General features: G+C 72.9%; 25 protein-coding genes and 1 riboswitch. Of the genes, 13 read left to right on the plus strand and 12 right to left on the minus strand.

Translation table 11 applies throughout. From position 1 onward, the window contains the following. Positions 1-90: 90 nt before the first annotated feature. From ACFWUY_RS10745 to ACFWUY_RS10755, 3 genes are all read left to right on the plus strand, one after another. Positions 91-486, plus strand: coding sequence for a VOC family protein (locus ACFWUY_RS10745; RefSeq protein ID WP_384105143.1), 396 nt, complete (start codon positions 91-93; stop codon positions 484-486). A gap of 229 nt (positions 487-715) precedes the next feature. Next, positions 716-1,318: a hypothetical protein gene (locus tag ACFWUY_RS10750; protein ID WP_384105146.1), complete on the plus strand. Its 603-nt coding sequence runs from the start codon at positions 716-718 to the stop codon at positions 1,316-1,318. 550 nt (positions 1,319-1,868) lie between these two features. After that, on the plus strand, positions 1,869-2,210 hold the full coding sequence (locus tag ACFWUY_RS10755; protein WP_384105149.1) for a hypothetical protein: 342 nt from the start codon (positions 1,869-1,871) through the stop codon (positions 2,208-2,210). 138 nt (positions 2,211-2,348) lie between these two features. Here the strand turns inward: ACFWUY_RS10755 and ACFWUY_RS10760 are convergent, their stop codons facing one another. Then, complete coding sequence (locus ACFWUY_RS10760; RefSeq protein WP_384105152.1) at positions 2,349-3,359, minus strand: LacI family DNA-binding transcriptional regulator; 1,011 nt, start codon at positions 3,357-3,359, stop codon at positions 2,349-2,351. 155 nt (positions 3,360-3,514) lie between these two features. On the opposite strand from ACFWUY_RS10760, the gene ACFWUY_RS10765 reads away from it, so the two are divergent. Then, positions 3,515-3,886 carry a PadR family transcriptional regulator gene (locus ACFWUY_RS10765; protein WP_384105155.1) on the plus strand — a complete coding sequence of 124 codons (372 nt, stop codon included), beginning with the start codon at positions 3,515-3,517 and terminating at the stop codon, positions 3,884-3,886. After that, positions 3,883-4,434: an HAAS signaling domain-containing protein gene (locus tag ACFWUY_RS10770; RefSeq protein ID WP_384105158.1), complete on the plus strand. Its 552-nt coding sequence runs from the start codon at positions 3,883-3,885 to the stop codon at positions 4,432-4,434. Before ACFWUY_RS10765 ends, ACFWUY_RS10770 begins: the two co-directional genes overlap by 4 nt. 75 nt (positions 4,435-4,509) lie before the next feature. Here the strand turns inward: ACFWUY_RS10770 and ACFWUY_RS10775 are convergent, their stop codons facing one another. The 3 genes from ACFWUY_RS10775 to ACFWUY_RS10785 all read right to left on the minus strand — a co-directional run bounded on the left by ACFWUY_RS10775 (position 4,510) and on the right by ACFWUY_RS10785 (position 7,520). Further along, on the minus strand, positions 4,510-5,166 hold the full coding sequence (locus ACFWUY_RS10775) for a hypothetical protein (RefSeq protein WP_384105161.1): 657 nt from the start codon (positions 5,164-5,166) through the stop codon (positions 4,510-4,512). A gap of 199 nt (positions 5,167-5,365) precedes the next feature. Next, entirely contained in the window at positions 5,366-6,364 is a 999-nt protein-coding gene (gap, locus tag ACFWUY_RS10780) for a type I glyceraldehyde-3-phosphate dehydrogenase (RefSeq protein WP_384105163.1), read from the minus strand. Positions 6,365-6,509: 145 nt separating this feature from the next. Next, on the minus strand, positions 6,510-7,520 hold the full coding sequence (locus ACFWUY_RS10785) for a GlxA family transcriptional regulator (RefSeq protein ID WP_384105541.1): 1,011 nt from the start codon (positions 7,518-7,520) through the stop codon (positions 6,510-6,512). A 125-nt stretch (positions 7,521-7,645) separates the two neighbouring features. On the opposite strand from ACFWUY_RS10785, the gene tpx reads away from it, so the two are divergent. After that, positions 7,646-8,146, plus strand: coding sequence for a thiol peroxidase (gene tpx / locus ACFWUY_RS10790; RefSeq protein ID WP_384105166.1), 501 nt, complete (start codon positions 7,646-7,648; stop codon positions 8,144-8,146). A 299-nt stretch (positions 8,147-8,445) separates the two neighbouring features. Continuing rightward, entirely contained in the window at positions 8,446-9,720 is a 1,275-nt protein-coding gene (locus tag ACFWUY_RS10795) for a serine hydrolase domain-containing protein (protein ID WP_384105169.1), read from the plus strand. 29 nt (positions 9,721-9,749) lie between these two features. On the opposite strand, the gene ACFWUY_RS10800 is transcribed toward ACFWUY_RS10795, so the two are convergent. The 3 genes from ACFWUY_RS10800 to ACFWUY_RS10810 all read right to left on the minus strand — a co-directional run bounded on the left by ACFWUY_RS10800 (position 9,750) and on the right by ACFWUY_RS10810 (position 12,300). Then, positions 9,750-10,283, minus strand: coding sequence for a GNAT family N-acetyltransferase (locus ACFWUY_RS10800; RefSeq protein WP_384105172.1), 534 nt, complete (start codon positions 10,281-10,283; stop codon positions 9,750-9,752). An 82-nt stretch (positions 10,284-10,365) separates the two neighbouring features. Continuing rightward, positions 10,366-11,349, minus strand: coding sequence for a threonine/serine dehydratase (locus ACFWUY_RS10805; RefSeq protein WP_384105175.1), 984 nt, complete (start codon positions 11,347-11,349; stop codon positions 10,366-10,368). A 159-nt stretch (positions 11,350-11,508) separates the two neighbouring features. Next, positions 11,509-12,300: an alpha/beta fold hydrolase gene (locus tag ACFWUY_RS10810; protein ID WP_384105179.1), complete on the minus strand. Its 792-nt coding sequence runs from the start codon at positions 12,298-12,300 to the stop codon at positions 11,509-11,511. Positions 12,301-12,470: 170 nt separating this feature from the next. On the opposite strand from ACFWUY_RS10810, the gene ACFWUY_RS10815 reads away from it, so the two are divergent. Further along, positions 12,471-12,908 carry a nitroreductase family deazaflavin-dependent oxidoreductase gene (locus tag ACFWUY_RS10815; protein ID WP_384105182.1) on the plus strand — a complete coding sequence of 146 codons (438 nt, stop codon included), beginning with the start codon at positions 12,471-12,473 and terminating at the stop codon, positions 12,906-12,908. Here ACFWUY_RS10815 and ACFWUY_RS10820 read toward each other — a convergent pair. Continuing rightward, positions 12,905-13,846 (minus strand): DMT family transporter, encoded by a 942-nt coding sequence (locus ACFWUY_RS10820; protein ID WP_384105185.1) that lies wholly within the window; start codon positions 13,844-13,846, stop codon positions 12,905-12,907. The two genes, ACFWUY_RS10815 and ACFWUY_RS10820, sit on opposite strands and share 4 nt — an antisense overlap. Before the next feature lie 71 nt (positions 13,847-13,917). Between ACFWUY_RS10820 and ACFWUY_RS10825 the strand changes: the two genes are divergently transcribed. Beyond that, positions 13,918-14,796, plus strand: coding sequence for a LysR family transcriptional regulator (locus ACFWUY_RS10825; protein WP_384105188.1), 879 nt, complete (start codon positions 13,918-13,920; stop codon positions 14,794-14,796). 24 nt (positions 14,797-14,820) lie between these two features. Here the strand turns inward: ACFWUY_RS10825 and ACFWUY_RS10830 are convergent, their stop codons facing one another. Continuing rightward, entirely contained in the window at positions 14,821-15,483 is a 663-nt protein-coding gene (locus tag ACFWUY_RS10830) for a hypothetical protein (protein ID WP_384105191.1), read from the minus strand. Between the two features lie 341 nt (positions 15,484-15,824). Then, positions 15,825-16,008: riboswitch (cyclic di-AMP (ydaO/yuaA leader) on the plus strand. A 4-nt stretch (positions 16,009-16,012) separates the two neighbouring features. Between ACFWUY_RS10830 and ACFWUY_RS10835 the strand changes: the two genes are divergently transcribed. Next, entirely contained in the window at positions 16,013-16,897 is an 885-nt protein-coding gene (locus tag ACFWUY_RS10835; protein WP_384105194.1) for a transglycosylase SLT domain-containing protein, read from the plus strand. Here ACFWUY_RS10835 and ACFWUY_RS10840 read toward each other — a convergent pair. Together ACFWUY_RS10840 and ACFWUY_RS10845 are read right to left on the minus strand one after the other, a co-directional pair. Beyond that, positions 16,891-18,177, minus strand: a complete 1,287-nt coding sequence (locus ACFWUY_RS10840; RefSeq protein WP_384105197.1) for a phosphoribosyltransferase family protein — start codon at positions 18,175-18,177, stop codon at positions 16,891-16,893. The genes ACFWUY_RS10835 and ACFWUY_RS10840 overlap by 7 nt on opposite strands. 124 nt (positions 18,178-18,301) lie before the next feature. Next, positions 18,302-19,066, minus strand: a complete 765-nt coding sequence (locus ACFWUY_RS10845) for an alpha/beta fold hydrolase (protein ID WP_384105201.1) — start codon at positions 19,064-19,066, stop codon at positions 18,302-18,304. A 159-nt stretch (positions 19,067-19,225) separates the two neighbouring features. On the opposite strand from ACFWUY_RS10845, the gene ACFWUY_RS10850 reads away from it, so the two are divergent. The 3 genes from ACFWUY_RS10850 to ACFWUY_RS10860 all read left to right on the plus strand — a co-directional run bounded on the left by ACFWUY_RS10850 (position 19,226) and on the right by ACFWUY_RS10860 (position 22,700). After that, entirely contained in the window at positions 19,226-21,793 is a 2,568-nt protein-coding gene (locus ACFWUY_RS10850; RefSeq protein ID WP_384105204.1) for a SpoIIE family protein phosphatase, read from the plus strand. A 112-nt stretch (positions 21,794-21,905) separates the two neighbouring features. After that, positions 21,906-22,154 (plus strand): type B 50S ribosomal protein L31, encoded by a 249-nt coding sequence (locus tag ACFWUY_RS10855; RefSeq protein ID WP_384105207.1) that lies wholly within the window; start codon positions 21,906-21,908, stop codon positions 22,152-22,154. A 135-nt stretch (positions 22,155-22,289) separates the two neighbouring features. Beyond that, on the plus strand, positions 22,290-22,700 hold the full coding sequence (locus ACFWUY_RS10860) for a hypothetical protein (protein ID WP_384105210.1): 411 nt from the start codon (positions 22,290-22,292) through the stop codon (positions 22,698-22,700). A 130-nt stretch (positions 22,701-22,830) separates the two neighbouring features. Here ACFWUY_RS10860 and ACFWUY_RS10865 read toward each other — a convergent pair whose 3' ends face one another. Continuing rightward, positions 22,831-23,328: a peptidylprolyl isomerase gene (locus ACFWUY_RS10865; protein WP_384105213.1), complete on the minus strand. Its 498-nt coding sequence runs from the start codon at positions 23,326-23,328 to the stop codon at positions 22,831-22,833. Between the last annotated feature and the right edge of the window lie 54 nt (positions 23,329-23,382).

A 23,382-nucleotide genomic window follows, 5' to 3' on the forward strand; every position in this document is an offset into this window, starting at 1 on the left:
CGCATGATGCCGGAGAACGGGGAGAGTTCGCCCGGGGCGCCGGGCGATCTAGGACATCAACTGGCCTATATGGAGGCCAGAATACTTCCCATGACGACGACATTCCGCGGTCTCGCGACGATCCGTTACCACGCCGACGACCTGGCCGCCGCTCGCGCCTGGTACTCCGAAGTCCTGGGCGTCGAGCCGTACTTCGAGCGTCCCGAGTACATCGAGTTCCGGCTCGGCGACCACCTGCAGGAGTTCGGAGTCTCCCGCACCCCGTCCGCCCCGGCCGGTGTCGTCGCGTACTGGCACGTGGACGACGTCGACGCCGAGATGGCACGGCTGCTGAGTCTCGGCGCGAAGGAACACGAACCGCTGCGCGACTACGGGGACTTCCGTGCCGGGGCCGTGCTCGACCCGTTCGGCAACATCCTCGGCATCATGCACAACCCCCACTACCTGGAGGTCCTCGGCGGAGGCGGCGACCGGCCCGGCCGCTGACGCCGGCGCCCGATCAGTCCGCGGGCGGGGTCGCCGCCCGGCGGGTCTGCCGGATCAGGACGGTGGTGGCGCGTCACCGAGCGCGAGGCCGGTTCTCACGAGGAGGAGGCGCCGTGGGCCGCGGCCCACGGACGGTCGTACGGACGCCTCTCGGGCGGGCGCCGGTCCGCCGCCCGGGGGCCCCGCAATCCGGTCGCCCGGGGCGCGGCGGCCTGGCAGGGTGTCAGGCATGAGTCCCCAGCCCGCACGCCCCGGACCGGATCGCCACCACGACCACGGCACGTGGCTCGTCGAGTTCACCGGCCGGGTGCTCGTGGTCTGTCCGAGGTGTGGCGGCCGGGCGCTCGTCGCACCCCTGCCCCGGCTCACGGCACCGAAATACTTCAGCGCCCTGCTCTTCCAGCCACGGCGGCTCACCTGCGCCGGCTGCGGGGCGGTCGCCGAGTGGACGGCAGAGCAGCGGGGCACCGGGCTGGTCGGGGCGGTGCCCGGCGGCACCGAGGACCCGTTCTTCGGGCGGCCGCTCTGGCTGCAGACCCGGTGCGCGGGGCGGATCCTGTGGGCGTACGACGAGGCGCACGTCGACGCGCTCGCCGACCACGTGGGCGCCCGGCTGCGCGAGCGTCACGCCTCCCCGACGATGGCGATGTTCGCCCGGCTTCCCGTCTGGATGAAGTCGGCGGACCACCGGAGCGAGGTGCTGGCCGGCCTGGCGAAGCTCCGGGCACTCGCCGGGCGTTCGGCCCCCGCCGACCGCTCCGACGCGGCCCATGAGCACGGCTTCCGCCCACGCCACCACGGCAGCCTCCTCTTCCGCGGCGGCCCGTACTAACGCCGCGACGGTCTCCATCCAGGGCTCGCCCTCAGAGCCGCTCGGGTCCGGTTCGCTCCGCAAACCGCTCCGGAACCCCTTCTCTTCCGCGGGCCCAGGAAGAACCATGACCGGTGCCCGCTTCGAGGAGGATCCATGCGCGGCTACGCAGGCGTACTCATCGGCAATCCGGTCTTCGCCGCGTTCGCCGGTCTGGCAGGACCGGTGTTCCTCGTCGTCGGGTACGTCGCCTGGGTCGAGGGTGCCCCATGGGGCTGGGCGGTGTTCTCGTTCGGCATCGGGGGCGCCGGTACGGTCATGATCCCCGTGTCGGCCTTCAGGGTCGCGCGCCAGGACTTCCCCCGGATCATGCGGCGGGACCGCGTGGCCGACGGGACCGTGGGGTACGGGGAGGACACCTTCGTGGTGTGGGCGCCGAGGTCCGCGCCGGGTCGGGCGGACGCACGGCCGGCACGGGCGGACGTCCTCGAGGCGTCGTTCGTGCGGTACGCCCCCGACGGGGGCGGACGGTTCTCCGCCGTTCGACGCGGCCAGGCGCCTCACGGTGCCGATGAACTATCTGACGCTTCTGCACCACACCAGGGACGTCGTCCTCGTCGCGAGCCCGAACGGCAGGTCGCACGTGGTCGACTGGGCCCGCACCAATCTCCTCGCCGGTGTCACGACGGCCAGGATCATCACCCCTGAGGGCCGGGAGGTCGTCCTGCCGGCGCGTTCCGAGGCCCTCTGGCTCCTGATGAACCTGCTCGTCGTCCACGGCGCCTCGAACCCGAGGCCCGTCCTGGACCTCCGCAAGCCCCGGCTGAGCACGGTGGCGGAGGAAGTGACGCGCCTGGTGCGGGGAACGGGAGCGGCGGTGAACCGGATCGGTACCTCTCCGCCGGCACAGTGATCCTCGCCAAGAACCCGGCGGAACTCTGACAAGAAATAGCGGCGAGATACCGAGATATTGAGTTTTCCCGTTCACCTCTTGCATCACCGGGGAGCGATCGAGCGATCAGGAGAGGCGTCGAGGGGAGGATCCCCGTGGTCAGTCGACCGGCGGGGGCGCCGTCGACCCGCGCACCACGAGCTCCGGCTCGAAGAGGAGTTCGCCGGGGTCCGTCTGCGTGCCCTGGATCTGGGCGCAGAGCAGTTCGACGGCGGCGCGGCCCATCGCCTCGATGGGCTGGCGCACGGTGGAGAGCGGCGGCTCGGTGCAGTTCATGAAGGCGGAGTCGTCGAAACCGACGACCGACACCTGTGAGGGGACGGAGAGCCCGCGGCGGCGCGCGGCCCTGATGGCGCCGAGGGCGAGCGGGTCGCTGGCGCAGACGATCCCGGTGACGCCCCGCTCCAGGAGGCGGGTGGCCGCGGCCTGGCCCCCTTCGAGCGAGAAGATCGACCGTACGACGTACTCGTCCGGCAGCTTCCCGCCGGCGGCCTCGACCGCGGCCCTGGCGGCTTCGAGCTTGCGGCGCGAGGGGACGTGGTCGTCGGGGCCGAGCACGAGACCGATCCGCTCGTGGCCGAGGGAGGCGAGGTGCCGCCACGCCTGCTCCACGGCGACGGCGTCGTCGCAGGAGACGCAGGGGAAGTTGAGCCCCTTAATGGAGGCGTTGATGAGGACCACCGGGATGTTCCGCTCGGCCAGCTGGTGGTAGTGGTCGTGCGGCGCGTCGGCCTGCGCGAACAGTCCGCCGGCGAAGACGACGCCGGACACCTGCTGCTGGAGGAGGAGGTCGACGTAGTCCGCCTCGGAGACGCCGCCCTTGGTCTGTGTGCACAGCACCGGGGTCAGGCCCTGCTGCGCGAGGGCGCCGCCGATCACCTCCGCGAACGCGGGGAAGATGGGGTTCTGCAGCTCCGGCAGCACGAGGCCGACGAGGCGCGCGCGTTCGCCGCGCAGCTGGGTCGGCCGCTCGTATCCGAGCACGTCGAGAGCGGTGAGCACGGACTGCCGTGTCGCCTCGGAGACACCGGGTTTGCCGTTGAGGACACGGCTGACCGTCGCCTCGCTGACTCCCACCTTCTTGGCCACTTGAGCAAGTCGTCGCGTCATGAACGCAAGAGTATCGCCAGCTTCGCAAGCGAGTTGCGTCGGGCGTTCGGCGCAGGGGCCTCGACCGCCTCGACGTCACCGGCAGCGCCCCCGCACGAGACCGCGCCCCGGGACCAGGCTTGCCGGAAGCCCCTCCCGGAGCTATCTTGCATTGCATGGTTCCTGGTAACGCAATGAACGAGGCGGGCGGCAGAGTGCCCAGCCAGCTCCGCAAGGGGCTGCTGGAGTACTGCGTCCTCGCGCTGCTCAGGGACGAGCCGAAGTACGGTGTCGAGCTCGTCGCCGAGCTCTCCGCGGTCAGCGTCATGACCACCAGCCAGGGCACGATCTATCCCCTGCTGTCACGGCTGCGGCGCGAAGGGCTCGTCGACACCGAGCTGCGTGACTCCCCCAGCGGGCCGCCGCGCCGCTATTACACGCTCACCGGCGTCGGCCGGGCCTCCCTCACCGAGTTCGCCCGGGCGTGGCCGCTGTTCCGGGACGCCGTCGACCACTTCCTCACCGACCCACAGGGGGACTCCGCATGAACGCCATCGACCATCCGCTCGTCGCCGCCTACCTCGACGCCGTCGCGCGCGAGACGGCCGAACTGCCCGCCGAGCGCCGGGCCGAGCTCCTGGCGGATCTTCGCGAGCACGTCGAGGCCAGTGACGCGCAGGACGACGACCAGGTCCGCGCGGTCCTGGCCGGGCTCGGGGAGCCCCGTACGGTCGCCGCGTCCGCGCTCGCCGAGGAGGCGCCCGTCCGGCCGGCCTCCCCGACCGCTCCCGGGCGCGCGAAGCTGACCGCGGCCCTGCTCGCCGTCTCCGGAGTGCTGATCCTGTTCAGCTCCGTCGTGGGAACGATCGCCCTGATCGCCGGCCTGGTGCTGCTGTGGGGCACACCCCAGTGGCAGACGCGCCACAAGGCGATCGGCACCGCCACCGCCGTGGCCGCGCCGGTACTGGTGTTCCTGGGTGCGTTCCTCGGGGCCGGGTCCCGGATCGGCCCCGTCGAACTCCTGCTGATCGTCGTGTTCTCGCTGGGCGTCCCGGCGGTCGGCGCCACCGTCCTGCTGCGCGCCGTACGCAGCTGAGGACCCGGGACGATCCGGCTCCGAAGTGTCTCCCGGCGGGGGCGCCTCGGAGCCGGTCCCCGCTGCGGGGTGCGGTCAGGCGGTGGGGCCGGGGATCCGGAGCGCCCGGGAGTCGCGTTCCCAGCCGGGCCACAGGCCGCTGTCGACGCGGTAGGCGCGTCCGGGGCCGAAGGACATCCCCCGGGCGTTCTCGTCGCCGAGGAGCCAGAACCGCGGCCACGCTGTGGCCGGGGCGCGGAAGTCCCCGCCGTTCCCGATGGAGTCGAGGTGCCCGGCGCCCCGGACCTCGCCGTACACGGCGGGGACGTGGCCCGAGTCCCGGTGGAGGGCCTTCACCAGGGCCGGCCACACGGTCAGGTCCCGCTGCCCCGTCGGGTAGGGGACCGGCTCGTCCATCAGGTCCGGATCGGTCAGCGGCCCCGGCTGGATGGGCAGGGCGGTGTCGACCCGCGGGTCGGCCGCGGCCGCGCCGCCCTGCGAAGGGCCGGCGGAGGCGATGTGGTCGAGGCCCGCCTTGCCGTGGAACCGGCCGGTGACGTCCGCGTTCCGCTGCTCCAGGACGTCGATCCCCGCGCGCATGCTGATCGCCAAGTTCGACGTGGGGGTGTCGGCGGCGACGACGATGAAGCCGTGGCCTGCCCAGTGCCGCAGCAGCGAGCTGTAGAGCCCGGGCATCGCGGTCAGGGCGGCGAGCAGGACACCGCTGACGACACGGCTCGCTCTCCCCGGCATACGAACTCCTTCACGGATCCGGCACGTTGCGCCTCCTCGCAAGCGTGACCAGGGCCATGATCGAGCGCGCCGGGGCGGCTGTCCGTCCGCGGGAGCCCAGACCTGGCGGGGGCCGCTTGGGCACCTGCCCACGACATGCCGCTGCCCCCGCCGGATCCGTGTGGTTCGGCGGGGGCAGCGGGCGGTGACGGCGTCCGGGTCAGCGGGCGGCGAGCAGCTGGAGCGTGTCGATCACGCGGTTCGAGAAGCCCCACTCGTTGTCGTACCAGGCGACGACCTTGATGTGGCGGCCCTCGACGCGGGTGAGCTCCGAGTCGAAGATCGACGAGGCCGGGTTGCCCGTGATGTCGGAGGAGACGAGCGCGTCCTCCGAGTACTCCAGGACACCGGCGAGCGGGCCCTCCGCGGCGGCGCGGTACGCCGCGAGGACGTCCTCGCGGGTCACGTCGCGGGCGACGGTGGTGTTGAGCTCGACGATCGAACCGACCGGGACGGGGACGCGGATCGAGTCGCCCGACAGCTTGCCGTCGAGGTTCGGCAGCACGTGGCCGATCGCCTTGGCGGCGCCCGTCGAGGTCGGCACGATGTTGACGCCGGCGGCGCGGGCGCGACGCGGGTCGCGGTGCGGACCGTCCTGCAGGTTCTGCTCCTGCGTGTAGGCGTGGACCGTCGTCATGAAGCCGTGCTCGATGCCGGCCAGGTCGTCGAGGACCTTGGCGAGGGGGGCGAGCGCGTTGGTCGTGCACGAGGCGTTCGAGACGATCGTGTGCAGGTCCGCGTCGTACGCGTCGGTGTTCACGCCGTACGCGAGCGTGACGTCGGCACCGTCGGCGGGCGCGCTGACGAGGACGCGCTTGGCACCGGCGTCGATGTGGCCGCGGGCGGCCTTGGCGGACGTGAAACGGCCGGTCGCCTCAAGAACGATCTCGACACCGAGCTCGGCCCAGGGCAGCTGCGCCGGCTCGCGCTCGGCGAGCACCTTGATGCGGCGGCCGTCGACGACGAGCGTGTCCCCGTCGACGCTCACCGGGCGGCCGAGGCGGCCCGAGGTCGAGTCGAAGGCGAGCAGCCGCGCGAGGGCCTTCGGCTCCGTCAGGTCGTTGACGGCCACGATCTCCAGGTCGGTGTCCCGCTCGAGGAGTGCGCGCAGCACGTTGCGTCCGATGCGGCCGAAACCGTTGATGGCGATGCGAGTCATGAAGTGTGTCCCTTTCTGCGTCGCCACCAGGTTCGCTCGGCGGAACCCGTCTCGACAGAGGCGGGATCGCCACGGTCCGCAAGGATCGCGCCAAGCGGGGGACACCGGGGCGGCGGCCGCCCCCGTCACCTTTTTCGTGGCCCCGCTATTCCCCCTTGGTGAAGGTCCGCCGGTACTCGCTCGGCGTGGTGCCGAGGATGCGCTGGAAGTGCAGCCGCAGATTGGCGCCGGTGCCGAGGCCGACGTCGGCGGCGATCTGCTCGACGCTCCGCTCCGAGCGCTCCAGGAGTTCCCTGGCGAGGTCGACACGGGCGCGCATCACCCACTGCATGGGCGTGTAGCCGGTGTCCTCGACGAAGCGTCGCGAGAAGGTGCGCGGTGACACGGCCGCGTGCTGGGCCAGCGTGTCGAGGGTGAGCGGCGCACCGAGCCGGTGCAGCGCCCACTCGCGGGTCGCGGCGAACCGTTCGCCGAGCGGCTCGGGCAGGCTGCGCGGCACGTACTGCGCCTGTCCGCCGCTGCGGTAGGGGGCGGCGACCAGACGCCGGGCCGCGTGGTTCGCCGCGGCCACCCCGAGGTCGCCGCGCAGGATGTGCAGGCACAGGTCGATGCCGGAGGCGGCGCCAGCCGAGGTGAGGACGCTGCCCTCGTCGACGAAGAGGACGTTCTCGTCGACCCGCACGAGGGGGCGCTTCGCCGCGAGCGCCTGGGTGTAGTGCCAGTGGGTGGTGGCCCGCTTGCCGTCGAGCAGACCCGTCGCGGCGAGCGCGAAGGCGCCGGTGGAGATCGCGGCCAGTCGCGCACCCCGGTCGTGGGCGGCGATCAGTGCCTCCACGACGGCCCGGGGAGGGTCCTCGCGGTCGGGAAAGCGGTAGCCGGGGACGAAGACGATGTCGGCCCACGCGAGCGCGTCGAGGCCGTGGGCGACGACGTACGAGAGACCGTCACCGCCGGTGACCGGGCCGGGTTCCGCACCGCACACCCGCACTTCGTACGGCATGCTCGCGCGGGTCGTGAAGACCTGTGCGGGGATGCCTACGTCGAGCGGCTTCGCCCCTTCGAGCACGAGGACGGCGACGCGGTGGAGGCGGAGGGCAGGTGGCACGGGTCCGAGCGTACGTGGCGGGGCGGGGCGGTCCGGCGCGCGGGGCCGCATGCCCGTGACGGGGTGGGGCGGTCCGGCGCGGGTCCGCAGGTCCGTGGCGGGGCGGTCCGGTGCGCGGGTCCGCACGCCGTACGATTCCTCACGTTGTCATCTACACCGCCCGAAGGAGATTCCCCATGGCCCAGGTCACGCTGAAGGGCAACCCGGTACAGGTCAACGGCAGCCTGCCCGCCCCCGGAAGCCAGGCTCCTCACTTCACGCTCGTCGCCGAGGGCCTCGCGGACAAGTCGCTGAAGGACTACGCCGGTCAGCGCAAGGTCCTCAACATCTTCCCGAGCGTCGACACCCCGACGTGCGCGTCCTCCGTCCGCGCGTTCAACAAGGTGGCCGGCGAGGTGGAGAACACGGTGGTGCTGTGCATCTCCGCCGACCTGCCCTTCGCCCAGGCGCGTTTCTGCGGTGCCGAGGGCCTGGAGAACGTGAAGAACCTCTCGACGCTCCGCGGCCGCGAGTTCCACACCGACTACGGTGTGGAGATCGCGGACGGCCCGCTGGCCGGCCTGACCGCCCGCGCCGTCGTCGTCCTCGACGAGAACGACAAGGTCCTGCACGCCGAGCTCGTGAACGAGATCGGTGACGAGCCCAACTACGACGCCGTTCTGGCCGTCCTGAAGTAGCCGACGGGCCCCGCCGGGTCACGACGCACGCGAGGAGCCCCTCCACCGACACGGTGGAGGGGCTCCTCGCGTGCGGTGGGTACGCCTCGGCGGCGGGTCCTCCCTCGTGCGTGCGAAGGGCCGGGTCGGAAGCGTGGGCTCCGTAACCCGTGCCCCGTGTCAGGAACCGATCTCGGACGTTGGCACTCATGATCCATGGGCACGGGGGGCCAGGACCGGCCGGCCGGTCCTCCCGAGCCCCGCGGCGCACCGCTGCCGTGTGCCGTGCCGAACGATTCGGAAGAAGTCGAGGAATCACCGTGCCCCTGTCGTCACACCGACGCCTGACCGTGAGCGCCACCCTGATCGCCGCGCTCGCCGCGGGTGTCGTCCCCGCCACCAGCGCGTTCGCCGCCCCCAGCACCCCCGTCTCCCCCACCGCCGCCGGGACGCCCGCCGTTCCCGCGCCCGACATGGTCGGTGTCGTCGCCGCGCTGGACTCGGCCATGGCCAACGGCGCGCCGGGGGCGATGGCCCGGTTCACCGGTCCCGACGGGGTCCGGAGCCGGACCGTCGGCGTCCAGGACCGTGTCTCGGGGGCGCCCATGGACATCCACTCGCGCTTCCGGATCGGCAGCGTCAGCAAGACGTTCTCCACGGTCGTGCTCCTGCAGCTGGTGGAGGAGGGCGAACTGGAGCTGGACGCGCCGGTGAACACCTACCTGCCCGGCCTGCTCCCCGACGACCGCATCACGGTCCGTCACCTGCTCACGCACCGCAGCGGCCTGGCCGACTACACCAACGCGATGTTCGCGAACACCGTGCCGGGCTTCGAGGCCGTACGGAACCGGGTGTTCGGCTACCAGGAGCTCGTCGACCTCTCCCTGAGCGAACCGCGCACCACCGAGCCCGGCGTGTCCTACAAGTACTCGAACACCAACTTCGTGGTGGTCGGCATGCTCGTCGAGAAGGTCACGGGCCGGCCCGTGTCCGAGGCGTACGAGCGCCGCATCTTCAAGCCGCTGAAGCTGCGCAAGACCTCGTACGTGCATCCCGACACCCGCATCAAGGGCGCGCACGTACGCGGCTATCTGCACCCCGACGAGGCCGGCGGCGCTCTCGTGGACTCGACGGAACAGACCGTCTCCTGGGCGCAGTCCGCCGGGGCGGTCATCTCCAGCCCCAAGGACCTGAACACCTTCACCAGCGCCCTCATGCGCGGCCGGCTGCTGTCCCCGGCGATGATGGAGGCGATGACGACGGTCACGCCGACCGACACGACCAACACCCGGTTCTACGGGCTCGGTCTGCGCCGCTACGACCTGTCGTGCGGTACGCAGGTGTACGGGCACACCGGCACCGTGCAGGGCTTCTACACGTACGCCTTCTCGACCCGGGACGGCCGGCGCAGCCTCTCGGCCCTGGCGAACACCTCGAACCACGGCGCCGCCAACACGGCCCTCGGCGGGACGCTGGAGGCGGCGTTCTGCGGCAAGAAGCCCGCGGCCTCGGCGTCCGCGCGCGCCACCGCCCCGTCCGCGGCCCGTGACCTCACGTCGCTGCCGGCGGAGCGTGACCTGCCCGAGCGGCACTGAGCGGTCCCCTGAGGGGGCCGCCCCGGGGCTCAGGCCTCGTACTCGGTGAGGTCGATCGCGTAGACGCGCAGGGGGACGTCGAAGACCGGGTGGTTCGTCTCCCGCTCGGCGGTCATGCCGAGCTTGCCGATGACGTTCTCGGAGGCCTGGTTGCTGATGTGCGTGATGGCGACGACCCGGTCGAGCCCGCGGTCCTGGAGGGCGAACTCCAGGACCGCGTGGGCGGCCTCGGAGGCGTATCCCTGGCCCCAGAAGGGCCTGCCGAGGCGCCAGCCGATCTCAACGTCCGGCATGACCTCGGGCAGGAACTCCGGCAGGGACAGTCCGGCGAAGCCGATGAGCTCGCCCGAGGCGATGAGCTCGACGGCGAAGATCCCGAAGCCCTCCTCGTCCCACTCCTCCTCGTACCGCTCGATGTCCTCGGCGGTCTGCTCCAGGTCCCGGACCGAGCCGTCACCGATCCAGCGCATGACCTCCGGGTCGGCGTTGATCTCGGCCAGCGGGACGAGGTCGTCGTCGCTCCAGCGACGGAGGATGAGGCGGGGGGTACGAATTTCGGTCATGTCCCCATCCTGACGCACGCGGCGGGCCCGCCGCGCCACCGGCTCCCCACCTGCCCCGCCCGCCCCTCCGTCCGGGGAATCGCTACACGGTCGCGGTGGTGCCCGTGAGGTCTCCGGGGTCGGTGTTGGCTCCGCAGAGGACGACGCAGATCTTCTCGCCCGGTCCGGGACGGTAGCCCCGGTCCGTGGGGCCGGACCCGTCCGGGGGCGCGAGGGCGGCCAGGGCTGTGGCGGCGGCGTGCTCCACGGCGAGACGGCGGTCGTCCCACAGCGCCCTGCGGGCGCGGACGATCTCGGTGTCGGTGACGAGGACGGTGCGGACGTCGTCCTGCCGGGCGGCCGCCAGGGCGGTGGCGGAGACGCGGCGGGCGCCGAGCGAGTCGGCCGCGACGGAGTCGACGCCCACGTCGACGGGGTGCCCGGCCCGGAGGGCGGCGTCGAGGGCGCGGCAGTTCTCGGGTTCGACCGCGACGGTCCGGATGCCGTGGTGCCGGGCGGCGGTGGCGACACCGGCGAAGAGGCCGCCTCCGCCGACCGCGACGACGACGGTGTCGAGGCCGGGGATCCTCTCGTGGATCTCGTCGAGGAGGGTGCCCGCCCCGGCGGCGATCAGGGGATGGTCGTAGGCGTGGGAGGCGAGCGCGCCGGTCTCGGCCGCGAACGTCTCGCAGGCGGTCAGCGCTTCGGCGTACTCGGTGCCGACGAGACGGACGTCCGCGCCGAGGCCGAGGAGCTTGTCGACCTTCACTCTGGGGGCGGTGGCCGGCAGGAAGACCGTGGCGCGGACGCCCTGCCGGAGGGCGGCCCAGGCGCAGGCGAGGCCCGCGTTGCCACCGGAGGCGATCGTGACGCCGGCGGCGGGGAGGGTGCCCTCCTCTCCGTGGGCGAGGAGGAAGTTCCGCGCGCCCCGGGCCTTGAAGGAACCGGTGTACTGCATGAGTTCCAGGGCGAGATGGAGCTCGTACGCCTCGGCGTCGGGATCGGCCCCGGTGACCGTGACGGGGCGGACGTGGCCGGCGATCCGGTCGGCGGCCGTCTTGATGTCGGCGTACGTGAGGCTGTGCACCTGCGGCTCCTGGAGAGGGGGGTGGGGTGACGAGGGAGTGCGGTCGGCGTCCGCGGTGGTAGGGGCACCGGCCACGCGAGACGGCGTCCGCGGCGGTACGGGCGCCGGCCACCCGGAGGCGGCGTCGGACGTCTCGGTCGGGAAGCACCCTGGACGGCGTCAGCCGTCCTCGGGGGCGGGACGCGGGATAGGGTCGCCCGAGAGGGCGCGGGCGAGCGCGGTGGCGAATCCGTCCGCGTTGTCCAGCATCAGATTGTGCCCCGCGGCGGGGATCTCGATGACCGGGACGCCGAGGGCCGGCATCTTCTCCGCGTCGGGATCCGGCAGGCTGAACTCCCCGACCAGGAAGGTCCGGGGCACGGTGAGCGCGGCGAGCAGGTCGCCCGGCGCGGGCACGCTCCCCTCGACGAGCGCGATCGCGCTGCGGTGGACGGCCACGGGGTCGGCGAGGCGCAGCCGGGCCGCGTAGTCGGGGCGGTCGACGGTGGCCAGCATCCGGGCGAAGCCCTCCGCCACGAACGCGTCCTCGTCCTGGGCTGCCACGGGGGAACTGAACGCGCCTCCGCCCGCGTACAGGTTCGGTTCCGCCACCACGAGCCGGGCCACGAGCTCCGGGCGCGCCGCCGCCAGGTGGATGGTCACGGCACCGCCCATGGAGTGGCCGACGAGGTCCACGCCGGTGAGCCCGAGGTGGTCCAGGACGGCGGCCACCGCCGCCGCCTGGGACTCCATGCGGTAGTCGAAGTCGGCGGGCCGGTCGCTCAGTCCGTGACCGAGGAGGTCCACGAGCAGCGCCCGGCCGCCGCCGAGGGCGGGGTGGGCCGCGATGTGGGCGAAGTCGGATGCCGCCGTGCAGCCGAGGCCGTGGACGAACACCCGCACCGGACCGTCTCCCGGCAGGTCGATCCACCGGATGTGTGCCCGCTGCTCCGCCAGGAACAACTCCCGCATGCCGTCCACTCTCCCCTGTGCCGCCCTCGTACAGTCATGAGCCACTCTAGGAGTCGGCACTGACAAGACTCCCGCCGGGACCGCACGGCCTCCGGGTGGCGCGTCGGATAGCGTCGGAGGACGCAGCAGGCAGCCGGTGGTGACACCGACAGACCCTCGAAAGGACCCCCATGCCCCTCGAAGGCGAGTACGAGCCCAGCCCCTCGACGTGGGTGCGCGACCAGGTCGAGCTGTACGAATCGTCCGGCGGCACCAAGGGCACGACCATGCGGGGCATGCCCGTCGTCCTGGTCACGAACGTCGGCGCGAAGAGCGGCAAGCTCCGCAAGACCCCGCTCATGCGGGTCGAGCACGAGGGGGCGTACGCGCTCGTCGCGTCGAACGGCGGGGCGGTCAAGCACCCCGTCTGGTACCACAACCTCGTCGCCTCGCCGCTCGTGGAACTCCGCGACGGCACCCAGGTGTGGGACATGAAGGCCCGTCTGGTCACCGGTGAGGAGCGCCGGGTGTGGTGGGAGCGGTCCGTCGCCGCGTTCCCCGACTACGCCGACTACCAGCGCAAGACCGACCGGGAGATCCCCCTCTTCGTCGTCGAGCGGGTCGGCTAGGACCTGGCCGGCCCGGCCGCTTCCCCCGCTTCGACCGCTGCGGCCGTGTCCGTCGCTCCTGCCCCACGGACCGGTCGCGGCCCCGTCCTCGTCAGGCCCACCCCCACCAGGACGACCGCCATGCCCGCCACCACGCGGACCGTCAGGGGCTCGTCGAGGACCAGTGCGCCGAGGGCCACGGACACCACCGGCAGCAGGTAGCCGACCGTCGCGGCGGCGGTCGGACCCTCGTCCGCGATCATCCGGTAGTTCAGGTGGAAGGTCAGCCCGGTGGCGAGGACCCCCAGGACGACGACCGCGAGGACGCCCGCCCAGGTCACCGTCGTCTGCCCTCCGCCGACGGCCGGGGCGGGTGCGCTGAGGCCGGTCGCCGTCAGCAGCTGCGCGGCGGAGAGCGCCAGCGGCGCGGTGCCCCGGCCGGTGAGGTGGCGGGCCATGTACGCGAAGGCCACGGCGTAGCTCGCGGAGGCGCCGAGGAGCGCGAGGGCGCCCCAGCTCATCAGGCCGGTCCCCCGGCTCCAGGGCGCGAAGATCAGCAGGACTCCGGCGAAGCCGAGCGCGAGGCCGGCCGACCGGGCGGCGCGCAGGGGGCGTTCGGAGCCCAGGGCCAGGCCGATGAGGAGGGACCAGAGCGGGGTGGTGGCGTTGAGTACGCCCGCCACTCCGCTGTCCACGGTCTGTTCTCCGACCGAGAAGAGCAGGAACGGCAGCGCGTTGCAGAAGAAGGCGGCGACGACGAGCCGTCCCCAGGTCGCCCGGTCCCGTGGCAGCCGCTGTCCCGCCGCGTACGCGAGTGCGAGGAGCACCGCCGCGCCCAGCAGGCACCGTACGAAGGTGATCCACCCGGGACCGAGGCCCTCGTTGAGGGAGATCTTGATCCAGAGGAAGCCCGAGCCCCAGAGCAGGGCCAGGACGCCCATGCGTGTCGCCGATGTCATGTCCTCACGGTCCTCCGCCCCATCCGACAGGACAAGCGATGAATCGTGGGGTCGGCGTTAAGCTGTGCTACATGCTCGATGTGAGACGCATGCAGGTGCTCCGGGCCGTCGTCAGCAGTGGCTCCGTGACCGCCGCGGCCGCGCACCTCGGTTACACCCCCTCGGCCGTGAGCCAGCAGATCGGCGTCCTGGAGAAGGAGGCCGGCATCGCGCTGCTCGAACGGTTCGGCAGGGGCGTGCGTCCGACGGCCGCCGGGCGGCTGCTCACCGAGCACGCCGCCGTCATCGGCCGTCAGGTCGCCGAGGCCGAGACCGCCCTCGCCGATCTGCGGGCGGGCCGCACCGGGCAGATCGCGGTCCACTACTTCGCCACGGCGGGCGCCGATCTCGTCGCTCCCGCCCTGGCCCGTTTCCGCACCGAACACCCGGGCGTACGCGTGGAGCTGAGGATCTCCGACGGTGCTCCCGACGAGGACGCCGACCTCACCCTGGTGGTACGGCCCCGGGGCGGCGGCCCCGGAGCGTCCGGCGACGGGTTGCGGCTGGTCCATCTGCTCGACGACCCCTACCGGGCCGTGCTGCCCAAGGGCCATCCGCTCGCCGGCCGCCGCGCCGCCGTCGACCTCGCCTCGCTCGCCGCCGAGCCCTGGGTCGGCAGCGAACGCCCCGGCCCGTGCCTCGACGCGGTGATGGAGGCGTGCGCGGCGGCCGGGTTCACCCCGGACATCGCGGTGGAGTGCGAGGAGTACGCCACCGCGCAGGGCTTCGTCGCGGCCGGTCTCGGCGTGAGCCTGATCCCGTTGACCGGCTTGGGCAGCCGCCACCCGAACGTGGTCGTCCGCAAGGTCCGCGGTCCTGAGCCGGTCCGTTCGATCCACGCGGCGGTACGGGAGTCCTCGCTCACCCTGCCTGCCGTGCGGGGTCTCCTCACGGCCCTTCAGGAGGTGTGACGGGGGCGGCGCGCGGGGCGGCCCTCAGCGGCCGGCGTGTGCGGCGCGGTGGATCGTGGCGTCGAGGAGGGCCAGGGCGTCCGCCGCGGTACGGCCGGGGGCCCGGTTCCACGGTCCGATCAGGTCCCGCCACCCCCGGGACCGGAGTTCGGCCATGATCCAGGCGGCCCCCTCGTTCATCGTCGTCGCGCTGCCGTAGCCGAGCCGGTGGGCGGCGAGGAGGGCGCCGCAGACGCACCGGGCCCCACGGACGTCGCGCAGTTTGTACGGGGCGTTCTGCCAGCCCCACTCCGCCAGCACGAGGCGCGCGTAGCCGAGGTGGACCGAGGGGCGCAGCTCCGACCGGCCGACCCGCCGCCAGGCGTGCAGCCGGTCGGGCAGTACGGCTCCGATCCGCCCCGGGAGGCGGCGCTCGGCGGGAAGGGGTGGCGGCAGTGCGTCGAGCGCGTCGGCGACGAGCCGGTCCACCGGCACGGTGAGCAGAGCTCTCCAGCTCTCGGCGTCCGGCGCCGCGTTCGGTGCCGCGTCGGGCGCGGGGACGGGCGTGATCTCGGGCGCGGGGACGGGCGCGGACGGCGGGGCGGCGGTCCAGTCCGTGACGATCCGCTGCCAGGTGGCGCTCTCGTAGAGGGCGGCGGCCTGGCGGTCGAGGGTCTCGGGGGTGAGCAGGGGGGCGGAGGGCGACATCCGGGCGGCTCCTCGGTCGGGGTCACTCCATCGTTCAGGACGAATGTCGGCTTTGCGCCCTATGCCCTTGAGTGCCCCACGATCGACCAGCTCTTTACAACACACTTCCCTATTAACAGATTTAAGGTGCATATACGGACATTGAACGCCTGGTGACGCGACTCACTTTCCCCCGCCCCCACCCGCGCCCGGAACCGGCGCATTCCGCACGGCGCAAGGAAGTTCGGCCGGCCCGGCCGACGGTCGATCTTGAATTCCGCGAATTATGTGATCCTTCGGCCGAACGACGGCATCCGCTCCTCTTGTTCTCCGTCGCGTCACTGGCCTACGGTCACCTCCATTCGAGCGGATCGCCGAATCCTGCCACCGCTCGTAATACCTCCCTTTCACCCGACGGCAGGAGCGGGGGACCCACGAATACGCCGGCCCGGATTCCGGGACGGCTCGGGGTGAAGCCGCGTGCGTGCGGCCGGACATCTCCAGTCCGAACCCGACAGCTCACCCCGAAGGCGCCGGAGAGGAATCCGTCATGCCTGCACACGGTAAGCACCGCCGCCCCCGTCGCAACCCCGTCTCCCGTGGACTCGCGCTGGTCGGCACGGGTGGGGCCGCCCTCGCCCTCCCCCTGCTCGCCCCCGGCGCGGCCGGCGCCGCGCCCGTCTCCGGAACCCCGGAGGTCGCCGCCCAGCCCGCCGCCGCTTTCGGCGCAGCAGCCCCGGCCAAGGCTCCCGCCGCCCCGGCCGCCGCGCGTACGTACACCGTCGTCAGTGGCGACTCGCTTTCCCTGATCGCCCAGAAGAAGGGAATTCAGGGCGGCTGGAAGAGCCTTTACAAGGCCAATAAGAGCACGGTGGGTGACAACCCGTCACTCATTCACCCCGGTCTTGAACTGACGGTCGGTCGGAATTCCGTGAAGGCCACCCCCGCACAGGCGAAGAAGTCCGGTTCGGCCGAACGGGCGAGCCGGTCCGAGCGCCGGGCGGCCGCCCCGGCCGCCGCCACCTCCACCGGAGCCTCCGCCGCGCAGGCCGCTCCTGCCGCCGCCCCGGCCGCCGCTCCGGTCAAGGCCGCCCCGGCCGCCGCCACCCAGTACGCGAACAACCTCGACGGCTGGATCCGGGAGTCGCTGGACATCATGGCCCAGCGCGGTATCCCCGGTTCCTACGACGGGATCCTCCGCAACGTCATGCGCGAGTCGTCCGGCAACCCGCGGGCCATCAACAACTGGGACATCAACGCGGTGAACGGCACCCCCTCGAAGGGGCTCCTCCAGGTGATCCAGCCGACCTTCGACGCCTACCACGTGCCGGGCACGTCCACGGATCTGTACGACCCGGTCGCCAACATCACCGCCGCCTGCAACTACGCGGCCGACCGCTACGGCTCCATCGACAACGTCAACGGCCCCTACTGATCCCGGAAGTGCTCGGTGAACCAGGAGGTGGCCAGCTCCGCCACCTCCTCCAGGGCACCGGGTTCCTCGAAGAGATGGGTGGCGCCCTCCACGACGGCCAGCCGGTTCTCGCAGCGCAACAGGGCGCCCGCCCGCCGGTTGAGGTCGAGGACCAGCGCGTCCCTGCCTCCCACCACCAGGAGCGTGGGCGCCCGCACCTGGGCCAGGCGGTCGGCCGCGAGGTCCGGTCGGCCGCCGCGTGAGACGACGGCGGCCACGGACGACCCGGGTTCGCCCGCCGCCCACAGCGCGGCGGCGGCTCCCGTGCTCGCACCGAAGTAGCCGAGCGGCAGGCCGGCGCCCTCGGGCCGCCCGGCGAGCCAGTCCGTGGCACCGGCGAGCCGGCCCGCGAGCAGGGGCGTGTCGAAGACACGCGCCCGGTCGGCCGCCTCCGTCTCGGTGAGCAGGTCGAAGAGGAGCGTTCCGAGGCCCGCCCGGTTGAGCTCCGTCGCGACCGCCCGGTTGCGGGAGCTGTGCCGACTGCTGCCGCTGCCGTGGGCGAACAGGACGATGCCCGCGGCCCCTTCGGGCACCGCGAGCCGCCCGGCGAGCACCGCTCCGGCCGCGGGGATCCGTACGTCCGTGTCGTGGACGACCGGGCCGTGGGCGGCGCGGTTGTGGTCCAGACAGGCGATGACCTCGGCGTCGGGGGTCTGGGTGAAGTCCCGGTAGAACTGCCCGATCGCGTAGAACGACTCCGGTGTGTGGACGCTCACGGTCTCGTCGGCCTCGCCGCCGAGCCGGGTGGTCCAGCCCTGCGGTGCGACGGGGACCGCGAGGACGATCCGGGCGGCCCCCTTGGCGCGTACCACCCGGCAGGCCGCCAGGGCCGTGGCACCGGTGGCGAGACCGTCGTCGACGACGAGCACCGTCCGGCCGTCGAGGGGCACGGACGGCCTGCTGCCCCGGTAGCGCCGGGCCCGCTGGTCGAGCTCGGCGTGCTCGCGCTTCTCGACGGCGGCGAGATCGCGCTCGTCCGCGCCGGTCTCCCGCAGCACCCGCTCGTTGACCACCCGTACACCGCCCTCGCCGAGCGCGCCCATCGCGAGCTCGGGCTGACGGGGCAGCCCCAGCTTCCGTACGAGACAGATGTCGAGCGGGGCGCCGAGGGCGTCGGCGACCTCCGCGGCCACCGGCACGCCGCCGCGCGGGAGGCCCAGCACCACGACGTCACGGCCCTTGAGGTGGCCGAGCCGGGCAGCGAGCTGCCGGCCCGCGTCGATCCGATCGTCGAAGAACATGGCCGCCGCCCTTCCGCCGCCGCGGCTCCTCTGCGGCTCCGGGCGCCGGAGCCATGGCCCGCCCCCTGCCCGTATCTCCAGGGTAGACGCGTCTCGGCGGCGGGCGGGGCCGCGGGAGGGCCCCTCAGGCCGCGAGAAAGGCCTCGATGGCCTCTGCGAGGGCCTGCGGGGTCTCCTCCGGCGCGTAGTGGCCGGCGTCCTTGAGGATTTCGAGGCGCGCGTTGGGATACCAGCGCAGCCAGGTGGCCTCCATCGCCTCCGTGCCGAGCGCGGGGTCGTGGGCGCCGACGACGAGCAGGACGGGCGTGGGGTTGTCGCGGACGCGCTCGTGGAAGTCGGTGCGGGACCAGGAGTCCAGGTAGGCGCGGAAGGCCGTCGCGGAGGAGCGTCGCACGGAGCGTTCGACGAGGGTGCTCAGCCAGGCGTCGTCGTACCGGCCGCCGGTGGTGTTGTCGATGATCGCGCGCCGGTTCGCCGGTTCCTCGGCGGCTCCGGCGAAGAGGTCCCAGGTCTCGCCGTCGAGGGGGAAACCGGCCGCCGAGACGGGCGAGATCCCGATGATCGAGCGGACGCGGCCGGGGGCGTCGAGGAGCATCAGCTGGGCCGCCTTGCCGCCCATGGAGTGGCCGATGACGGAGAAGGAGTCCCAGCCGAGGTCGTCGGCGACCGCGAGGGCGTCGGCCGCGACCTCCTCCATCGTGTAGGCGCCCGTACGGTCGAGGGCCTCGCCGTAGCCGCGGCAGTCGACGAACGCGTAGGAGCCGCCGGGGTCGCCGAGGTGGGCGCGCAGCGGGGCGAAGCTGGTGCGGTCGCCGAACCAGTTGTGCAGCACGAGGGCCCGCCGGGGGCCGTCGCCCTGTACGTCGTACGGAAGAACGCGGTCCGTCATCGTGCTCCCTGGTCGCGAGGTGGTGTGCGCCGCGCGCCTGCGGCGCGGTCGACGACCGAGTGTGACGGCACGAAAGCGTGCGGTCAACACCCCAGGCCACGCCCCCGGCCTCCTTCGGCCGGGATGCACGGCGATTCAAGTGGGGGGCATGCTGTCTGTGTGACCTCACACGGCGCGTCCAGCCCCGGCCCGGTCGGCGGAACCGGGCGTCCGTCCGGGCACGGAGCTGCCGACGGATCTACTTCCGGTGCGCTGACCTGGGCTCTCGCCGAGGCGGCGCTGCGGACGGTCGAGGAGGTCGGTGGCTACGCGGGCGGGGTGTACCTGCGCTCCGGTACGACGGGGCTGCTGAGGCTCGCGATCCTGGTGGGGTTGCCCGGGCCCCTGTTCCGCCCCTGGTGGCGGATGCACGAGAACCGCCCGTTCCCGGTCGCGGAGGCGCACCGTTCGGGCCAGCCCGTCCACCTCGCCGACATCGAGGAGTCCATGCGGCGGTTCCCCCAGTTGGTGGCGAGCCTGCCGTTCCCCTTCGCCTCGCTGTACGCGCCGGTCGTCGCGGGCCGTGAGCGGTTCGGGGTGCTCGTGGCGATGCGGGCGCCGACCCCCGGGGTACCGGTGGACGCGCGGGACCGGAGCCGGATGACGCGGGGAGCGCTGGGCCTCGGCGAGGCCCTGGCCGGCCTGACCCGCCGGGGGACGGTGGTCGAGTGGCCGGGCGACCCGGTGTGCGTCCAGCTGTCCACGGCGGGCGCTCCTCCGGTCCGGTTCGGCTCCTTCGACTGGGACCTGAGGACGGGCACGGTCACCATGGACGCCGGACTCCTGGAGATCCTCGGCGCGGAGGTGGCCTCGCCCTGCTCGATCGAGGCGCTGACGTCGCTCCTGGAGCCGGAGGACGGGTACGCGCTGTGGGCGGCGGCCCGGCAGGCGACGGGGACGGACGGGCGGCCGGCGGTGCGCCGGTTCCGGCTGAAGGGCCCGGACGGCGGACTGCACCTGTTGGAGGTCTCCACGCGGGCGCGTACCGGCCCGCGGGAGGCGACGAGCGCGTACGCCGAGGCCGCCGGGGTGAGCGGGAGCGGCGGCGGCGCCGTGCGGCTCGCGTGCACCCTCGTCGACCTCGGCACCGGGCTGATCGGCTCGGACGCCACGGACCGGCTGCCACGGGCCATCCTGGCGATCGACCGCCTGGGACGCGTCACCTACGTCAACGAGGGCACCGAGCGGCTGCTCGGCCGTCCCCGCGGGGCTCTTGCGGGGCGGCCCTTGTGGGAGGCGCTCCCCTGGTTCGGCCTGCCGTTCCAAGAGGAGCACCTGCGTGCCGCCCTCCTCGGCGGTGAGCCGGTGCGCTTCCTGGCCCGCCCGGCGCCGGGCACGTGGCTGTCGGTCTCGCTGCACCCGGGGCGGGACGGGTTGACGATGGTGCTCGTCCCCGAGGACGACCCGGCGCGGCTCGGGGCGGGACCCGACCGCAGGAGGGCCACGGACGACACGCTCTCCCTGCCGGGCGGCCGGGTGACGGCCCCGTACCGGCCGGTTGCCCTGGCGATCGCCCTCTCCGAGGCCGTGACGGCACGTCAGGTGTCGGCGGTGGTGACGGAGGAACTGCTGCCGGCGTTCGGCGGACGCCAGCTGGCCATCTATCTGCTGAGCGACCGCCGCCTCTACCTGGCCTGGGAGACGGGCTTCCCGCAGGGATTCCTCGAACCCTTCGACGGGGTCGCCCTGGACGCCCGAGTGCCCGGGGTGGAGACGCTGACCACGGGCAAGCCGCTGTTCTTCGAGTCGATGGAGCAGCTGGGCCGGACGTATCCGGACCTCCCGCTGGACACGCACTCGGGGGCGCGGGCGTTCCTGCCGCTGATCGCCTCGGGCCGGCCGGTGGGCTCGTGCATCCTGGGCTTCGACCGGCCGCGCGGGTTCAGCGCGGAGGAGCGGACGGTGCTCACGGCGCTCGCGGGCCTCATCGCGCAGGCCCTGGAGCGGGCACAGCGGTACGACTCGGAGTCGGCGGTCGCGCGGGGGCTCCAGGACGCGCTGCTGCCGCACCGGCTGCCGGTGCGGGAGGGCGTGGAGACCGTGGGCCGCTATCTGCCGGGCACCCAGGGCATGGACGTCGGCGGCGACTGGTACGACGTGATCGAGGCGGAGGAGGGGAACCTGGCCCTGGTGATCGGTGACGTCCAGGGACACGGGGTGGCGGCCGCGGCCACGATGGGTCAGTTGCGCAGCGCGGTACGGGCGTTCGCGCTGGGCGGTCACCGACCGCAGGACGTGATGCGCGGGACCAACCGGCTGCTGATCGACCTGGATCCCGGGCAGTTCGCGAGCTGCTGCTACGTACTCCTCGACCCGGACACGGGTGAGATGCGGGCGGTACGGGCCGGACATCCGCAGCCGCTGCTGCTTCGGCCCGACGGGGCGGCGGAGCTGGTGGAGCTGGCGGGCGGGGTGGTCCTCGGGGTCGACGACCGCGCGTCGTATCCGGTGACGCGGCTGCGGCTGGATCCCGGTGCGGTGCTCGCGCTCTTCACGGACGGCCTGGTGGAGCGGCCGGGCCGGGACATCGACGAGGGAATCGAGCGGCTGCGCCGGGCGCTCGTCGCCGCCGGTTCGCTGCCGCTCGCGGAGGCCGCCGACCGGGTGATCCGGGAGGCCCGGCAGGCCACGGCCCGCCCGGACGACATCGCCCTGCTGCTCGCGGCGCGCCGGCCGGAGCACGGCTGAGGGTCACCCGGTCGGACCTGTGGCACTGGTCGGCGGCCGGGTGCGCGGGGAGGCTGGGGGTGCCCGCGCCGACCAGGCCGGACGAGTCAGGGCGGCAGCCCGAGGAGGACACGTGCAGCAGGACAAGCAGCCCGAGTACGGCCCGGTGGTCTTCCGTGACCGCTCGGCCGGATACGCCTTTCTGACCCGGTCCACCGCGACCAGCGACCGGACCATCGAGTGGGACGACGGCAACACGTACCCCGTGATCGACGTCGAGATCTCCTCCGAGAGCCATCCGTTCTACACGGGGAAGGCGCGGACGGTGGACTCCGAGGGACGGATCGCCAAGTTCGAGCGGCGTTTCGGCGAGACGGGCTGAGCCTTCGGCGTTCGGCGGCTTCCGGATCCCGCTCGTGAAACCGGCCGGAGGGCGGCCGGTTCGCCTTCCAGGATGAGGTCACGAAGACGGCGGAGCGTTCGCGCTCCGCCGAGGACTTCCTGGAGGGGAACTGCTGTGATCGTGGTGACCGGAGCGACCGGAGACGTCGGACGACCGCTGGTGGAGCTGCCGGTCGTGGACCCGGCGGACATCACGGAGGTGGCGGCCGAGGCACCGCGGGACCCCGCGCACACAGGGCGGACGTACGTACTGGCGGGACCGGTGGCGGTGTCACCGCGCGAGCAGGCCGATGCCCTCTCGGGGGTGGTGGGCTGCCCTGTCGGGTTCGTGGCGCTGAGCGCGAGCGGGGCCAGGGCCCGGCTGGTGCGGTTCCCGCCGGCGGAGGCGGTCGACGGGATGCTCTCCGTGATGGGTGAACCCCGTGCGGAGGAGCGGCGGGTGAGCCCGGACGTGGAACGTGTCCTCGGACGGGGGCCGCGCCCCTTCTCGGCGTGGGCGGGGCGCCACGCGCCCGCCTTCAGGTGAGGAAGGCCTCGGCCGCGCTCCGGAACCGCCGACGGGGCGGGGTCGCACGTCACGTGGACGGCGTTCCCCGCCCCGGTCGGGGTGGTCGAGCGAGGGCGCGTGGCGCCCTCCGCTCAGCGTGGGAAGGCGATCAGGCCTTCACGATGCCGGACTCGGCGACCTTGATGGTGGCGCTGGTGGCGCCGGAGCGGGAGCCGAGGCCCTCGATCTTCTTGACCAGGTCCTGGCCCTCGACGACCTCGCCGAAGACGACGTGCTTGCCGTCGAGCCAGTCGGTGACGATCGTGGTGATGAAGAACTGCGAGCCGTTGCTGTTCGGGCCGGCGTTGGCCATCGAGAGCAGGAACGGGCGGTCGTGCTTCAGCTTGAAGTTCTCGTCGGGGAACTTCTCGCCGTAGATGCTCTTGCCGCCGGTGCCGTTGCCCCGGGTGAAGTCGCCGCCCTGCAGCATGAACTGCGGGATGACGCGGTGGAACGGGGAGCCGGCGTAGCCGAAGCCGTGCTCGCCGGTGCAGAGCTCGCGGAAGTTCTGCGCCGTCTTCGGGACGACGTCGTCGAACAGCTTGAAGGTGATCCGGCCCGCGGGCTCGTCGTTGATGGTGATGTCGAAGTAAACGTTCTCGCTCATGGGGACATCCTGTCATTACTCGCGCACGGCGCGCGCACGGGCTGCCGCCTCCCG

The organism is Streptomyces sp. NPDC058664 (assembly GCF_042716635.1).
Lineage (GTDB): Bacteria > Actinomycetota > Actinomycetes > Streptomycetales > Streptomycetaceae > Streptomyces.

Excerpts from the sequence above, each read along its gene's own strand:
- ACFWUY_RS10745 (WP_384105143.1), top strand. The coding sequence starts at position 91 with ATGACGACGACATTCCGCGGTCTCGCGACGATCCGTTACCACGCCGAC.
- ACFWUY_RS10750 (WP_384105146.1), top strand. The coding sequence starts at position 716 with ATGAGTCCCCAGCCCGCACGCCCCGGACCGGATCGCCACCACGACCAC.
- ACFWUY_RS10755 (WP_384105149.1), top strand. The coding sequence starts at position 1,869 with ATGAACTATCTGACGCTTCTGCACCACACCAGGGACGTCGTCCTCGTC.
- ACFWUY_RS10760 (WP_384105152.1), bottom strand. The coding sequence starts at position 3,359 with ATGACGCGACGACTTGCTCAAGTGGCCAAGAAGGTGGGAGTCAGCGAG.
- ACFWUY_RS10765 (WP_384105155.1), top strand. The coding sequence starts at position 3,515 with ATGGTTCCTGGTAACGCAATGAACGAGGCGGGCGGCAGAGTGCCCAGC.
- ACFWUY_RS10770 (WP_384105158.1), top strand. The coding sequence starts at position 3,883 with ATGAACGCCATCGACCATCCGCTCGTCGCCGCCTACCTCGACGCCGTC.
- ACFWUY_RS10775 (WP_384105161.1), bottom strand. The coding sequence starts at position 5,166 with ATGCCGGGGAGAGCGAGCCGTGTCGTCAGCGGTGTCCTGCTCGCCGCC.
- gap (WP_384105163.1), bottom strand. The coding sequence starts at position 6,364 with ATGACTCGCATCGCCATCAACGGTTTCGGCCGCATCGGACGCAACGTG.
- ACFWUY_RS10785 (WP_384105541.1), bottom strand. The coding sequence starts at position 7,520 with ATGCGGCCCCGCGCGCCGGACCGCCCCGCCCCGCCACGTACGCTCGGA.
- tpx (WP_384105166.1), top strand. The coding sequence starts at position 7,646 with ATGGCCCAGGTCACGCTGAAGGGCAACCCGGTACAGGTCAACGGCAGC.
- ACFWUY_RS10800 (WP_384105172.1), bottom strand. The coding sequence starts at position 10,283 with ATGACCGAAATTCGTACCCCCCGCCTCATCCTCCGTCGCTGGAGCGAC.
- ACFWUY_RS10810 (WP_384105179.1), bottom strand. The coding sequence starts at position 12,300 with ATGCGGGAGTTGTTCCTGGCGGAGCAGCGGGCACACATCCGGTGGATC.
- ACFWUY_RS10815 (WP_384105182.1), top strand. The coding sequence starts at position 12,471 with ATGCCCCTCGAAGGCGAGTACGAGCCCAGCCCCTCGACGTGGGTGCGC.
- ACFWUY_RS10820 (WP_384105185.1), bottom strand. The coding sequence starts at position 13,846 with ATGACATCGGCGACACGCATGGGCGTCCTGGCCCTGCTCTGGGGCTCG.
- ACFWUY_RS10825 (WP_384105188.1), top strand. The coding sequence starts at position 13,918 with ATGCTCGATGTGAGACGCATGCAGGTGCTCCGGGCCGTCGTCAGCAGT.
- ACFWUY_RS10830 (WP_384105191.1), bottom strand. The coding sequence starts at position 15,483 with ATGTCGCCCTCCGCCCCCCTGCTCACCCCCGAGACCCTCGACCGCCAG.
- ACFWUY_RS10835 (WP_384105194.1), top strand. The coding sequence starts at position 16,013 with ATGCCTGCACACGGTAAGCACCGCCGCCCCCGTCGCAACCCCGTCTCC.
- ACFWUY_RS10840 (WP_384105197.1), bottom strand. The coding sequence starts at position 18,177 with ATGTTCTTCGACGATCGGATCGACGCGGGCCGGCAGCTCGCTGCCCGG.
- ACFWUY_RS10845 (WP_384105201.1), bottom strand. The coding sequence starts at position 19,066 with ATGACGGACCGCGTTCTTCCGTACGACGTACAGGGCGACGGCCCCCGG.
- ACFWUY_RS10865 (WP_384105213.1), bottom strand. The coding sequence starts at position 23,328 with ATGAGCGAGAACGTTTACTTCGACATCACCATCAACGACGAGCCCGCG.